The 13601-nt window shown below is 57.1% G+C and carries 11 protein-coding genes; 8 read left to right on the top strand and 3 right to left on the bottom strand.

Annotation, left to right across the window (positions count from 1 at the left end; all coding sequences use genetic code 11):
- Positions 1-104: 104 nt before the first annotated feature.
- A complete protein-coding gene (locus CHB83_RS17880; RefSeq protein WP_089333607.1) occupies positions 105-1421 on the top strand; it encodes a BamA/TamA family outer membrane protein in 1317 nt (438 codons plus the stop codon).
- A gap of 210 nt (positions 1422-1631) precedes the next feature.
- Positions 1632-2915 (top strand): glycosyltransferase, encoded by a 1284-nt coding sequence (locus tag CHB83_RS17885; RefSeq protein ID WP_089333608.1) that lies wholly within the window; start codon positions 1632-1634, stop codon positions 2913-2915.
- On the opposite strand, the gene CHB83_RS17890 is transcribed toward CHB83_RS17885, so the two are convergent.
- From CHB83_RS17890 to CHB83_RS17900, 3 genes are read right to left on the bottom strand one after another with little or no spacing between them, the layout of a single operon-like run.
- Positions 2836-3441 (bottom strand): SAM-dependent methyltransferase, encoded by a 606-nt coding sequence (locus CHB83_RS17890; RefSeq protein ID WP_089333609.1) that lies wholly within the window; start codon positions 3439-3441, stop codon positions 2836-2838. The two genes, CHB83_RS17885 and CHB83_RS17890, sit on opposite strands and share 80 nt — an antisense overlap.
- Positions 3442-3489: 48 nt before the next feature.
- On the bottom strand, positions 3490-4245 hold the full coding sequence (locus CHB83_RS17895) for a PIG-L deacetylase family protein (protein ID WP_089333610.1): 756 nt from the start codon (positions 4243-4245) through the stop codon (positions 3490-3492).
- Positions 4238-5446 carry an acyl-CoA dehydrogenase family protein gene (locus CHB83_RS17900; protein WP_089333611.1) on the bottom strand — a complete coding sequence of 403 codons (1209 nt, stop codon included), beginning with the start codon at positions 5444-5446 and terminating at the stop codon, positions 4238-4240. Before CHB83_RS17900 ends, CHB83_RS17895 begins: the two co-directional genes overlap by 8 nt.
- A 230-nt stretch (positions 5447-5676) precedes the next feature.
- On the opposite strand from CHB83_RS17900, the gene purH reads away from it, so the two are divergent.
- The 6 genes from purH to rodA all read left to right on the top strand — a co-directional run bounded on the left by purH (position 5677) and on the right by rodA (position 13587).
- Complete coding sequence (purH, locus tag CHB83_RS17905; protein WP_055562206.1) at positions 5677-7215, top strand: bifunctional phosphoribosylaminoimidazolecarboxamide formyltransferase/IMP cyclohydrolase; 1539 nt, start codon at positions 5677-5679, stop codon at positions 7213-7215.
- A 337-nt stretch (positions 7216-7552) separates the two neighbouring features.
- On the top strand, positions 7553-8578 hold the full coding sequence (locus CHB83_RS17910) for a rod shape-determining protein (protein ID WP_045689771.1): 1026 nt from the start codon (positions 7553-7555) through the stop codon (positions 8576-8578).
- Positions 8579-8701: 123 nt separating this feature from the next.
- Positions 8702-9622, top strand: coding sequence for a rod shape-determining protein MreC (gene mreC, locus CHB83_RS17915; RefSeq protein WP_045689772.1), 921 nt, complete (start codon positions 8702-8704; stop codon positions 9620-9622).
- Between the two features lie 2 nt (positions 9623-9624).
- A complete protein-coding gene (locus CHB83_RS17920; protein WP_045689773.1) occupies positions 9625-10158 on the top strand; it encodes a hypothetical protein in 534 nt (177 codons plus the stop codon).
- A gap of 239 nt (positions 10159-10397) precedes the next feature.
- Positions 10398-12236 (top strand): penicillin-binding protein 2, encoded by a 1839-nt coding sequence (gene mrdA, locus CHB83_RS17925; protein ID WP_045689774.1) that lies wholly within the window; start codon positions 10398-10400, stop codon positions 12234-12236.
- 52 nt (positions 12237-12288) lie between these two features.
- Positions 12289-13587 (top strand): rod shape-determining protein RodA, encoded by a 1299-nt coding sequence (gene rodA, locus CHB83_RS17930; protein ID WP_045689775.1) that lies wholly within the window; start codon positions 12289-12291, stop codon positions 13585-13587.
- Positions 13588-13601: the final 14 nt, after the last annotated feature.

A 13601-nucleotide genomic window follows, 5' to 3' on the forward strand; every position in this document is an offset into this window, starting at 1 on the left:
ACTGTTGCGTTAGGGGGTAAACGAATGAACTGCGGGGCTGCGCCTTATGCAGGTACGCATTCCCGTATACTTCTCTTTCACCTTCTGACCCCAAGCCATCCAGTATGCGCTTCCTCTACCCGCTGCTAGCACTCAACACGCTGGCTGCATCCGTTGCCACTGCACAATCGGCCGTTACTGCCGACACGGCTGCCCAGCCCTCGGTTGGGGTTGCCGTACCTACTGCCACCGTCGATACGGCCGCTGCCTCGTCGTCTACCAGCGCTGAGGTAACTACTGGGTCTGCCAACACCGCTGCCGGCGGACCTACCTTGGGCCTGAGCCGCCCTGTGCAGCCCACAGCGCGTAAGATAGGCGCTCGTGACCCTGATAAACCGAGCTTCATTCCGGTACCCATTGCCTTCTACCAGCAAGAAACTGGCTTTGCTGGCGGTGCTGCTGTTTTGCCCGTGTGGCGCTTTGGTCAGGATACCACTGTTCGGAAATCGAATGCGCGCTTGGTGGCCTGGATTTCGCAGAAAAAGCAAACTACGGTTCAGCTTACGCATACCATTTTCACGCCGGAAGAGAAGTTTTACTTTTCTGGTGAGCTGAGCTACTATGATCTGGCTTTCAGCTACTACGGCCGCGGCAACGATACCCGCAAGAGCGACGAAGTAACCATCCAGTACCCACTGTGGGTGTTCGATGAAAAAGTACTGGCGAAGGTAGTTCCCAATCTGTTTTTGGGTGTGCGCTACCGCCTGACCAACTTGGGCGACGTGAAGCTGAAGGACCAGATGGGACGGGGCGACGACAACGTGTACACCCGTTTGTCAAATCAGGAGCGTAACGGCGGCATCAGTTCGGGCGTTGGCCCGGCTCTGCTCTACGATGGGCGCGACAACGTGCTGGCTACGTACAGCGGCAACTTTGTAGATGCGCACATGCTGTTCAATGGCAGCTTCCTCGGCAGCGACTACAAGTTTACTCGCTACATGGTGGATGCGCGTCACTTTAACCCCTTGTTCGGCTCAAACAACACCATCTTCGCGGCTCAGTTTCTGGGGCAGTACCATTCCGGTAATGTACCTTTCCGTGAGTTGGGCGGGATGGGCGCTACCCTGGGCGGGTCGTTGTACAACAACGCCTACTTAATGCGTGGTATCTATGAAGCCCGTTTCCGTGAGCGTCAGTTTACTACGGTGCAGGCCGAAATCCGACAGAAACTATTCTGGCGCTTCGATGGGGTAGTATTTGGTGCCCTGGGCCAAGTAGGCTACAAGCTTTCTGACTATTCGTTTGACGGCACCAAAATAGCCGGTGGCGTAGGCGCACGTTTCCGCTTCAACCGCCGCGACCGTCTCAACATCCGTCTCGATTATGGGGTAGGTTCTGGCGGAAACTCCGGCATCATCTTCGCCGTGGGCGAGGCTTTTTAGTCCATACTTAGCAACGACGTATCAACAAGAAGCGCCCTCTTCTATTCGTAGAAGAGGGCACTTCTTGTTGGCAGATACTAGGGACTTAAACACAACCAGTAAGTTGACAATGTGGTTAGTAAGCTGAACTAGTGTAGCCTCAACAATAAAAACAGAATTTACTAACCTATTTAGACCATCACGGAGGAGCTTGCTGCGTAGAAGAATTCGATGGATTTCCTACTCTCTCCTCACCTATCTATTCCGTATAAGCCGGCCATTGCACTACGTTCTGCCGAGGCATGGAAAGTGCTAATTCCACCAGCGGAAGGCCTGCGCGCTATTGTTGTTATTCCGGCCAAGGATGAGGCCGAAAACTTGCCCGCCACCTTGGCCGCATTGGCTGCCCAAACTACACTGGAAGGCCAGCCCTTGCCCGTTGGGTTTTATGAAGTGCTAGTACTGGCTAACAACTGTACCGACAACACGGCAGCTGTAGTACGCCAAGCTGCAATCCGCTGGCCGCAGTTGGCTATACACGTGGGTGAGGTGCGTCTGCCAACAGGCGAAGCTCACGTAGGCAAGGCCCGCCGCCTGCTGATGGATGAGGCCTGCCGCCGCCTAGAATGGGCGGGTACTAAGGGCGCATTCATTGCCAGCACGGATGCTGATACGCGCGTGGCTCCCGATTGGCTAGCCGCTACTGCGGCTGAGCTAGCCGCCGGGGCCGATGCCGTCGGAGGGCGTATTCTCACGGCCGGTTCGTCGGTGCCTGCTTGCCCTGTGCGGCGCTACCAGTTGCAGGATGCGGCCTATTACCTGCTCCGGGCCCGGCTAGAGCATCTGCTCGACCCCGTAGCGGCCGACCCGTGGCCCCGGCATCACCAGCATTTTGGCGCTAGTTTGGCCTTAACCACGGAGGCGTACCGCCGCGTGGGAGGGCTGCCCGTAGTTCCGTACCTAGAGGATGAAGCTCTTTGCCAGGCCCTACTGCAGCACGATTTGCGCTTGCGCCATAGTCCCCGCGTGCGGGTGTACACCTCTAGCCGCCAGGAAGGCAGGGTAGCGGTGGGCTTGTCGTGGCAACTGCGGCAGTGGGCCGAAATGCAGCAAAAACAATGTGAGCCCCTGGTAGACAACCCTGCCCGTCTGGCCGCCGAATGGGAGGCACGCAACCGATTACGACGCCTTTGGGAGCAAGCCGCCACCGGCACCTTAAAGTCTAAGCAACTTCAACAGGAAGCACACTCGGTGGCGGTGCCACTACGGGCCTTGCAGCGGCAAATTAGGAAGAGCACCACCTTTGGCCACCTGTGGAGCTGGGTTCAGCAGTGGTGGGCACAGCAGAACGACTGGAGCTGCCGTTGGCCCCAGGTGGCTCTGAGTACTGCCCTACTAGAGTTGCGTCGGCTGCTGGCGGCATATGATGCTCAGCCTATATACGCGAGAATAAATCCAGGCGATACTGTTCATGGCGTTGCCCGCCAAGGTGGTGTAGTGCACCCTCGGGAGTAGCTAGTTCTAGGAAGAAGGTATGCACGTCGTCACCAGTCAGCGGGTAGTCGTGTACGCGTGGCGTCCAATGAACCAATAACAGATGGCCTCCTGGTTGCAGCGCCGCAAGTACCTGATCAGCCGCGCGCGCCAGATCCTCGGGACTCCAGTAATAGCCTACCTCTGATACCAGGATCAGGTCGAAGGCTTGCTGGCTTGGAAACTCTTCCGGCACCCGCAGTTCCTGAAACTCTACGTGTGGAAGATGCGCGCAACGCAGACGGGCTTGTTCCAGGGCTGCTGCCGCCACATCTACCGCTAATAAATGCCCACAGCGGGGTGCCAACTGCTCCGTGAGCACTCCCAGAGAACAGCCTATCTCAAAGGCTTGGGGGTAGTGGTCACGCGGTAGAGCACCTATTGTGGTAGCATATTTTTCCCGCTCATACGGGCTGGTCTCGAAGTTCCACGGGTCGGCATTTGCCCGGTATACCTCGTCGAAATAAGAGGGCGGGAGCGTATTAGGTTGGTTGGGATTGGGCTGCATTTGAATAGGAAGAGCAATACTGTGCTTTAGCAATACATGTCAGGCGGGCTAGCCGCCAGAAGCTTCCAGGAATACTTCTGTGGGCTGAGAAAAATGCGCTAGCATACTAGGCCCCAGCGTGAAGCCGGCGGGGTCGTCGTCGATGGGGCTTCCAGGTAATTGGGAGCGGTGGCAAGCAATGGCGCGTTGTTTTTGACGTAGCACTGGGCTGATGTCGAGCTGCCAGCCTTGCACCTCGCCCGGTTGAGGTAAGTCGGTGGGGGAGGCACGCTCCCAGGCCCATACTACGTATTCCACCATACGTGGGGGATGCGTTAGGTGAGCTAGCGCCGCTAGTGCCAGCGCACTAGTAGCCCGGTGGTCGGGATGCGGGTCGCGGCGCCAGGGCACCAGCACGCTATCAGGCTGGTACTGCTGTAAAATGGCAACCAGCTTTTCCACGGCCGCAACTCCAGCTGCCTCCTTAGGTGTTGGCACGGCTCCGTCGGGAAGTTTTAGTGTCTGCAGATCAGCAGTGGGTACCGCTAGCTCACGCAGGGCCGCACGTAGCTCCTCCTCGCGCAGGTGCTGGCGAGCGGAGGCTGAAAACTTCTGCGAGTTGGGGTGGGACATGGTGCCGTCGCTTACCAAAACGCACCACACAGGCAGGTTCGCTTGCCGCAATAGGGCGAGCAGCCCCCCGCAGCCCAAGGATTCATCATCGGGGTGAGGAATGAGCACCAAGGTGCTACCCAACGCAGTGGCAGCCCCAGGTGGGTGAGTAGGGTAGGTGGTGAGTTCAGGTGGGGAAGGCAGGTTAGTCATGCCACAGGCAGTAAGCGGGAGCGGAATGTTGCAGCACAAAGCGGCCTGCATCGGCTTGGGCAGCATCGGGCGCGGGCTGGCGCAGGTAATGAGTTAGGTCGCGGTGGAGGCGTTCAAAAGGTTCGGGCTTCAAGAGGCCGCGTGCTCCTACGCATTGCTCAGCCAAGGGCAGTATGCGCTGGCAGATTTCGGCAATGGCGGTGCGTACCATGTTGGCGTGAGCGACGGTAGCTTCGGCGGTAGGGGCCGAGAGTTGAGCTACGTAATCGGCTGCCGCCCGCAGCCATTGCCCTCCGCTTTCGGTCAGCAAAGCCATTTCGCCCAGCCGTTGGCGTTGGTAAGGGTCGTCGGTGCGGTGCAAGGCGCATAAGAAGCGGCGGGTCTCATCAAAAACAGCCTCGGCGCCACCCAACTGCACAGCGGCAAACCGAATGGCTCCGCCGCTAAACCACGGCTGGCGGTAATAGTCGCCGGGATGGCCAAGCAGTTCTGCTGAACCTATTTCCAGACCCGTAAAATCGACGCGGAAGCTAGCCGTAGCCTGCATACCCAGAGGGCGCCAAAAGCTTCCATCTAGGGTTGGGCGCTTCTCATCGGCAGGTAGAATGAGCATCTGCCAGCTGCCATCTGGCAGGGCCCCCGTCAGGAGCGGGCGCGTGACATGGCCTGCGCCGGAGGCAAACGTTTTGCTGCCGCGCAAGCGGTAGCGGCCGTTGGGCAGAGGCTCAAGGTGTACTCCATCTTGTGCTTCCGTATTCCAAACCCCGAACAAGTGGCCCGCTCGGGCATCGGCCGCCCATTGGCTTATTTGTTCAGGCCGCCCAAAGCGCTGTAACAGCTGCAAGGCGTTTACGTGTCCTTCGTAAACCCGCCCTACTGCCAAGTTGCCCCGGCCTATGTGGCGCAAGGTGCTAAGCAGCGTGTGCGTATGTGTGGGGGCGCCTAGTCCTACGCCGCCCAAGCTAACCGGCAACGGAGCCACCAGCAAACCCGCTGACCGTAGCCAGGCAAACTCTGCGGTGGGGAAGCCGCCCGGCTGATCGGAATGAGGGGCTTGGGCGAAAAGACGAGGGGCTAGTGCAGCCGCGGCTGTTTCGGCCGCCCCTACTGAGGATAGTAGCCCGCTGGGAAGTGCCGCTTGCTGATCATCGGCCGCAGGTGGGCCAGTAGATTCGACAACCGATGTAAGTAACTCTGACATAATATCGAGTAGAAAAACAATGGGTAGGCTATCCAGCGGAGAACCCGCTACGTAGCGCCAGAGCAGTTACCGATAAAGAATAGTACCGCGTAGCAATAGCTCCTCCGTAGCACAACGTAGCTCAGCGCTAGAGGTTGGCGTAACAATTCCGTAACATACCGAATTGGGGTGCCGCCGGGGGGGTGCCTACCTTCGCGGCGCGTTTCACATTTCACCTAAGCCCGTTTGCCATGCAGCCGCAGCCTATTCGTTCCGCTCTCATTTCCGTGTATTACAAGGACCGTTTGGAGCCCCTCGTAGCGCTGTTGAAGCAGCACGGAGTTACTATTTACTCCACCGGTGGCACTCAGCAGTTCATTGAGGAGCAAGGAGCCGAAGTAACAGCCGTAGAGAGCCTGACCGGCTTTCCTGCCGTATTCGGTGGCCGCGTAAAAACTTTGCACCCGAAGGTGTTCGGTGGAATCCTGCACCGCCGCCACGAAGCCGGCGACTTGCAGGAAGCCGAGCAGCACCAGATTCCCCCCATCGACTTGGTAGTAGTAGACCTGTACCCTTTCGAGGAAACAGTGGCCTCGGGAGCGGCTGAGCAAGACGTTATCGAGAAAATTGACATTGGCGGCATTTCCCTGTTGCGCGCTGCCGCCAAGAACTTCCGCGACGTGCTGGTAGTAAGCAGCCGCGACCAGTACGCCGCCGTGACGGAGCTGCTGACCACGAAAAACGGCGCTACTGACCTGGAGGACCGACGCCACTACGCCGCTGCTGCTTTCGAAGCTACCTCTCACTACGATACCCAGATTTTCCAGTACATGGCCCAGGGTACGGAGTTGAGCGGCGCGGCCCTCAAGCTCAGCGAGAAGCCCGCCACGCCGCTGCGCTACGGTGAAAACCCCCACCAAGCCGGCACATTCTACGGTGATCTGACTGCCCTCTTCGACCAGTTGCACGGCAAGCAGTTGAGCTACAACAACCTAGTGGACGTAGACGCCGCCGTGTTGCTCATGCAAGAGTTTGCTACCAATGGCCCCGCGGCCTGCGCTATTCTCAAGCATACCAACGCTTGTGGGGTAGCACAAGCGGCCACGCTTCAGGAGGCTTACCTCAACGCCCTGGCCTGCGACCCTGTATCAGCATTCGGTGGGGTTATTATTGTTAATCAAGAAGTAGATGCGGCAACGGCCGAGGAGTTGAACAAGCTATTCTTTGAAGTGCTGATTGCTCCCTCCTTTGCTGCCGATGCATTACCTATTCTGCAGAGCAAGAAAAACCGCATCCTACTTCGTCAGAAGCCGGTAACGTTCCCCGCCAAGCAAGTGAAAACGCTGCTCAACGGGGTAATCGAGCAGGACTTTGACCGCGTAATTGAAGGGGCCGCCGAATTCCGCACCGTTACCCAGTCAGCCCCGACGGAAGAGGAAGTGGCCGCCCTGGAATTTGCGCTTAAAATCTGCAAGCACACCAAAAGCAATACCATTGTGCTGGCTCGCGCCGGGCAGCTGCTAGCCTCTGGTGTAGGTCAAACCTCGCGGGTAGATGCTTTGCGCCAAGCTATTGAGAAGGCCCGCAGCTTCGGTTTCGACTTGCAGGGTGCGGTAATGGCTTCCGACGCGTTCTTCCCCTTCCCCGACTGCGTAGAAATTGCTGGCGAGGCCGGAATCCGGGCCGTAGTGCAGCCCGGCGGCTCTATTAAGGACGCCGACAGCATTGCCGCCTGCGACCAGCGCAACATGGCGATGGTACTCACGGGGGTACGCCACTTCAAGCACTAACCCATTGTAGGTAAGAGCAAAGCACCGAACCTATTCTCGGCTGAAGGACCTGAACAACAAAGCCCCGCTACTTCTTAGAAGTAGCGGGGCTTTGTTGTTCGCGAAAGAGTACAAATGCGCGCTAAAAGAATTGTTGCGGTTGAGTTGCAATGAAGCGCGTACATTCGCGTTAGAGTAGCTTGATCTAATTTTGGATTGTATTGTAGGAAGCAGCAACGCCTGGTCATTCCGCCGCACATATGAATGCGGACGTGCCGGGCTTCGCTGAAACTTGCTTACTTTTGCCCCACTTTTGACGGGTGCAATCGGCCCGTTCTCATTCACTTGCCGCTACGCAATGGGTTTCTTTAATTTTCTGACCAGCGACATTGCCATCGACCTGGGCACGGCTAACACCCTCATCATCCACAACGATAAGATTGTGGTGGATGAGCCGAGCATCATTGCGAAAGATCGTACCACCAATAAAGTAATTGCCGTGGGTCGGCAGGCGCAGCAAATGCACGAAAAGACCCACGATAACATTAAGACCATTCGTCCTCTGAAAGACGGCGTTATTGCTGATTTCCACGCCGCAGAGGAGATGATCAAGGGAATGATTAAGATGATTGACACGCGGACGCGACTATTTCAGCCCTCGCACCGCATGGTCATCTGCATTCCCTCGGGCATCACGGAAGTAGAGAAGCGCGCCGTGCGCGACTCCGCTGAGCACGCCGGTGCCAAAGAGGTTTGGATGATTCAGGAGCCTATGGCGGCGGCCATTGGTATTGGCATCGATGTGGAGCAACCTGTGGGTTCCATGATTATTGACATCGGCGGTGGCACCACCGAAATTGCGGTAATCGCCCTGTCGGGTATTGTTTGCGACCAGTCGATTAAGACGGCGGGCGACGTGTTCAACCAAGACATTCTGGATTACATGCGCCGCCAGCACAACCTCCTGATTGGAGAGCGAAGCGCCGAACGCATTAAGATAGAGGTAGGCGCCGCCCTCACTGAGCTGGAAGTGCCCCCTGCCGACTTTGAGGTTCGCGGCCGCGACCTGATGACCGGTATTCCGAAAGTTATTAAGGTGACCTCATCTGAAATTGCTATTGCTCTAGATAAGTCAGTAGCCAAAATTGAGGAAGCCGTTCTGAAGGCGCTGGAGATTTCGCCACCCGAGCTATCGGCCGATATCTACGAGAATGGTATTCATCTGACCGGCGGCGGCGCGTTACTGCGTGGGCTCGACAAGCGGCTGGCTGTTAAAACCAAGCTGCCCATTCACATTGCCGAGGACCCGTTGCGCGCCGTAGTGCGCGGCACCGGTGCCGCCATCAAAAATATCCAAGGCTTCCGCGGCGTACTGCTGACCTAAGCTTCTCTAGTACCAGGACGTAAGAAGTGAGAAGCAAGACGTTGGAGAACGGCCCGTACGGGGCTGCTCCGCAACTCTTCCTTCTCACTTCTTCCTTCTCATCCTTCTGCCACCTGACCATTCGTGAGAAACCTCTTTGCCTTTCTGTTTCGCTACCGGGGTATCCTCGTGTTTGCGCTGCTGGAGGTATTGAGCTTATACCTACTGGTCAAAAACAGCTCCTACCAACGGGCGGCCTTCTTTAACTCGGCCAACACCTACGTCGGACAGGTGCTGGATTTCCGCACGCGCATCACTGATTACTTCCGGCTGGTAGAGCTAAACCACGAGTTGGTAAAGGAAAACGCCATGTTGCGCCAGCAGTTTTACCAGCCCGACCTGAGCCGCCGCGAAGCCGATTCCTTGCCCGTGAGCCGCGACAGCCTCACCCAAGCCCGCTTGGCCCGTTTGGGCCGCCCCGATTCCTTGCTGCTGGGGCTGCGCCAGCTGCCCGCCCGCGACCCAGACTACCCTCTTATTCCGGCTCGGGTAGTAAGCGCCCCCTTGCGCAAGGTGGACAACTTCATCACCCTGAACGTGGGAAGTATTGATGGGGTAAAGCCCCAAATGGGGGTTGTATCGGCGGCGGGAGTAGTAGGGCGGATACTGGTGGTAAGTGAGCATTATGCCACGGCTACCTCGGTGCTGCATTCGGGTACCAAGATTTCGGCTCAGATTGTTCGGGACGGAACGGTGGGCACCATCCGCTGGCAAAACGATGATCCTACCCACGTTCTGCTCGACGATGTGCCCCGCCAAAACAAGCTGGTGCGGGGCGACACAGTAGTTACATCCGGGTACAACGCGGTGTATCCGTCCGGGGTGCTCATCGGTACCATCGACTCCTTCACGCGGGAGAGCGACAAGAACTTCTGGACGGTGCAGGTACGGCTAGCCGTGGACTTCTCCCGCCTGTCGTACGTGTACGTGGTCAATAGCCGGGTAAAAGCTGAGCGCGACTCACTGGAAATACGCGCTGGCGTTAAACCCGATACCGACGAATAGCCATGAGCACACTAGGTTCTCTGCTGCTGCAAGTGTTGCGCTTCGTGTTTTACGTGGCCTTCTACGTGCTGCTCGTTAGTGGACCCGACTTCGTGCTGTTCAACCTGGGGTGGTGCTATTTCTACCTGGGGTTTCTGCTGTTCCTACCCATCGGGACGCCCATTGTGGTGCAGCTGCTGCTGGGGTTTGGCTTAGGCTTCACCATGGACGTATTCTTTGATACGGGGGGCGTGCACGCCGCCGCCGCGGTGCTGCTCGCCTATGCGCGCCCGTGGGTGCTACGCCTGCTTACCCCACGCGATGGATACGACGCGCAAGATTCAGTAAACATCCATCAAATGGGAGGGCAGTGGGTTATTGTGTATCTGCTGCTGCTTACATCTTTGCACCACACCGCTTTCTTTCTACTCGAGCTAGGCAGCTTTCACGTATTTGGCCTTACTCTGGTCAAGATTATTGTTAGTACGCTGTATACCAGTTTAGTGCTGCTGATTATTCAGCTGGTGTTCTTTCCTACGCGGCGCCGGAATCGGTAGAGGAAATCTTACACTTGTGGATGGTAGGGTGGGAGAGGAGGCAGCATGCGGTATATACTGGCGGAACAAGTAGGCCTCAGTTGGTTGTTCTTGGCCGCAAGCTCAGGCGTGGGCAGGAGCGAAGCTAGGAGGCGCTGCCGTTGTCACGCTCAGCCGTTTACTGTTTCCCGGTCTGCTGCTAGTATCTTTGCTGTTCTGGCCTGCGTGCCATAAGTGCCTACTCTTCAGATTACACCACCTTGCAATACCTCGAAGGCCGTAAATACGTCGTCCAAGCCATCTTCTTGGCAGTGGCGCTGGTGTTTGCCGCGCGCCTTTTCTACATCCAAGTCATGGATGGCAGCTACAAGCTAGCCGCCGACCGCAACACGCTGCAGCGAATTGTGCAGGTGCCCTACCGCGGACTCATTTACGACCGGAAGGGTCAGATTCTGGTGCAGAATACTCCGGTGTACGACCTGATGGTGACGCCCCGGGAAGTGAAGAAGCTAGATACCCTTCGGTTTTGTGAGTTGATTCAGTTATCCCTGGAAGACTTGCGCGCGGGCCTCAAGGCAGCTAAAGCGTTCAGCCGGGTCAAGGCTTCGCCGTTGGTGTCTAACCTCAGCACGCCGGAGCTAGCCGCTATTCAAGACAACCTGATTGACTTTCCGGGCTTTAGTGTGAAGGCTCACATGGCGCGCTCCTACAACACCAAAAACCTTGCGCACGCCCTGGGCTACGTGGGCGCCATCACGCCGGCTTTTCTGGAGAAGCCTAAGTTCTCCAAGTACAACCCTGGCGACTTCCTCGGCATCACGGGTCTTGAGTCGTATTACGAGAAGGAATTGATGGGCCGTCGGGGGGTGCAGTATCGCATGGTGAACGTGCGGGGCATCGAGAAAGGCGCGTTCCGGGGCGGAGAGTTTGATACGCTATCGGTGGCTGGCCAAGACCTCCATCTGAGCATCGACTCCGACTTGCAGGCCTACGCCGAAATGCTCATGCAAGGCAAGCGGGGCTCAGTAGTAGCCCTAGACCCCAAAACGGGCGAAATTCTGGCCTTTGTGTCGGCGCCGATGTTTGAGCCCGCCACCCTGTCGGGCAAGGGCATGGGCAACCGCTACATGGACCTGCTCAATAACACCGAGCGGCCCCTGTTTAACCGCCCCCTAATGGCGACCTATCCGCCCGGCTCTACCTTTAAGCTGGTAAATGAGCTAGTAGCCTTGCAAATGGGGGTTGTAACGCCACAAACCGGCTTCCCCTGCAACTGGAAGCTAGTGCGCTGCACCCACCGCCACGAGTACCCCAGCAATGTGGGTATTGCCATTAAGAACAGCTGCAACCCGTACTTCTATCAGGTAATGCGGACTGCCGTCATGCGGGGGCGCTCGGCCAACCGCTTCGAGGATGCTCGCCTGGGCCTGGGTGAGTGGCGGCGGCAGGTAATGAAGTTTGGCTTGGGCGAAAAGCTAGGAGTAGACTTGTCACAGGAAAAGAAAGGCCTAATTCCCTCACCGGACTTTTACGATAAGCGCAATGGCTACCACCGCTGGAATTTCCGCACGGTATACTCGCTCAGTATCGGGCAGGGTGAAATCGGTATTACGGGCTTGCAAATGGCCAACATCATGGCCACCATTGCTAACCGCGGCTGGTACTATACTCCTCACTTTGTGAAGGGGATTGGTGCGGGTGGGCCACTGCCTCAGTACCGGGTACGGCATACCGTGGGTGTTGACCCCATACACTTCGATGAAATCATTCCCGGTATGCAGGGGGTAGTAGATGGTAGGGGGGGCACTGGCGGCAACGCTAGCCTGCTGGACGTAGGAATTTCAGTGGCGGGTAAAACCGGTACTGTGCAAAACCCCCACGGCGACGACCACGCGACCTTTGCGGCCTTCGCGCCCGCCGAAGACCCCAAGATTGCGGTGGTAGTTTTCATCGAAAACGCTGGTTTTGGGGGCAGCTCAGCTGCTCCGCTAGCCTCGCTGCTCATGGAGAAGTACATCCGTGGCAGCGTGGCACCCTGGCGCAAGCGCTGGGAAACCTGGCTGCAAGGCCCCGGCGAAAAGTTTGTCCGGCATCACTAATATTCTTGACTGTTGTGCTGGGCATGTCGCAGCATAACCTACTTCCTACACGTTGAACACGCAACCTGCACGGTATTCACGCAGCATCGACTGGGTCACAGTCCTCATCTTCGCCGTGATGGTAGGACTGGGGTGGGTGAGTGTGTACGCAGCCAGTTACTCTCCCGACGCTCCCGCCGACCCCTTTAGCCACCTGAGTTTTCAGGAGTTAATGGCGTTCAACTGGTTTAAGCAGATTCTCTGGATTGGGACGGCCATTGTGCTCATCGTCGTTCTGGTCGTCATCGATTCCAAGGCTTACGACACCTTTGCCTTCGTGCTGTACGGAATCATGATTCTGCTGCTCATCGTTACGCCCTTCATTGCACGGCCCATTGCCGGGTCACGTTCTTGGCTAGAGCTAGGCCCGGTGCGTCTGCAGCCCGCTGAGTTTGCCAAGTTTATTACGGCGCTGGCCGTATCGCGCTACATGGCGGGCATCAACCTGCGGCAGCAAAACTTCCGCGACCAACTGGTGCTAGCTGGTTTGACGTTGCTGCCACCATTGCTCATTATAGCGGCCAACGAAACGGGGCAGGCGCTCGTGTTTGGAGCCTTTTTGCTGGCCTACTTTCGGGAAGGAATGTCCCCGCTAATTCTGCTGATTTTGGCGGCGGCCGGGGCCATCCTAATTCTCGCACTGCTGGTACCTAAGCTGTGGCTCATGGGGGCTTTTACGGTGATGCTGGGACTGATTTTCGCTTTTAACCCTCGCCTGATGCGTCATCACTTACCCATGTCGCTCAGCATATGGGCCGTAGTTATTGGCATGGTGTTCGGCGTGGACTTCTTTTTCAACAATGTACTGCAAGACCACCAGCGTAAGCGGATTGAAGTGCTGATTAACCCTTCCGCCGACCCGCTGGGAGTGGGCTGGAACGTAACCCAGTCCAAAATTGCCATTGGCTCGGGCGGATTAGCGGGCAAGGGGTTTCTGCAAGGCACCCAAACCAAGTTCGACTTCGTGCCCGAGCAAAGTACCGACTTTATCTTCTGCACCGTAGGCGAGGAGTGGGGCTGGATTGGTACAATGGTGGTGGTTATTCTGTTTATGAGCCTGCTGGCTAGAGTACTCTACGTGGCAGAGCGGCAGAAATCAGTATTCGGGCGCACCTATGGGTACTGCGTAGCCAGCATCATCTTCTTTCACTTCTGTGTGAACATCGGCATGACCATTGGGCTGGCCCCAGTTGTAGGCATTCCGCTCCCCTTCTTCAGTTACGGGGGGTCTTCGCTGTGGTCCTTCACCACGTTGTTATTTATTCTGCTGGCCATCGATGCCTACCGCAAACAGGATCTGGAGCGTTACTAATGCGTTGGTAGCGA

Origin of the sequence: Hymenobacter mucosus (genome assembly GCF_900188255.1) — a bacterium.
Lineage (GTDB): Bacteria > Bacteroidota > Bacteroidia > Cytophagales > Hymenobacteraceae > Hymenobacter > Hymenobacter mucosus.

Excerpts from the sequence above, each read along its gene's own strand:
- CHB83_RS17895 (WP_089333610.1), bottom strand. The coding sequence starts at position 4,245 with ATGACTAACCTGCCTTCCCCACCTGAACTCACCACCTACCCTACTCAC.
- CHB83_RS17900 (WP_089333611.1), bottom strand. The coding sequence starts at position 5,446 with ATGTCAGAGTTACTTACATCGGTTGTCGAATCTACTGGCCCACCTGCG.
- CHB83_RS17890 (WP_089333609.1), bottom strand. The coding sequence starts at position 3,441 with ATGCAGCCCAATCCCAACCAACCTAATACGCTCCCGCCCTCTTATTTC.
- CHB83_RS17885 (WP_089333608.1), top strand. The coding sequence starts at position 1,632 with ATGGATTTCCTACTCTCTCCTCACCTATCTATTCCGTATAAGCCGGCC.
- CHB83_RS17910 (WP_045689771.1), top strand. The coding sequence starts at position 7,553 with ATGGGTTTCTTTAATTTTCTGACCAGCGACATTGCCATCGACCTGGGC.
- CHB83_RS17880 (WP_089333607.1), top strand. The coding sequence starts at position 105 with ATGCGCTTCCTCTACCCGCTGCTAGCACTCAACACGCTGGCTGCATCC.
- purH (WP_055562206.1), top strand. The coding sequence starts at position 5,677 with ATGCAGCCGCAGCCTATTCGTTCCGCTCTCATTTCCGTGTATTACAAG.
- CHB83_RS17920 (WP_045689773.1), top strand. The coding sequence starts at position 9,625 with ATGAGCACACTAGGTTCTCTGCTGCTGCAAGTGTTGCGCTTCGTGTTT.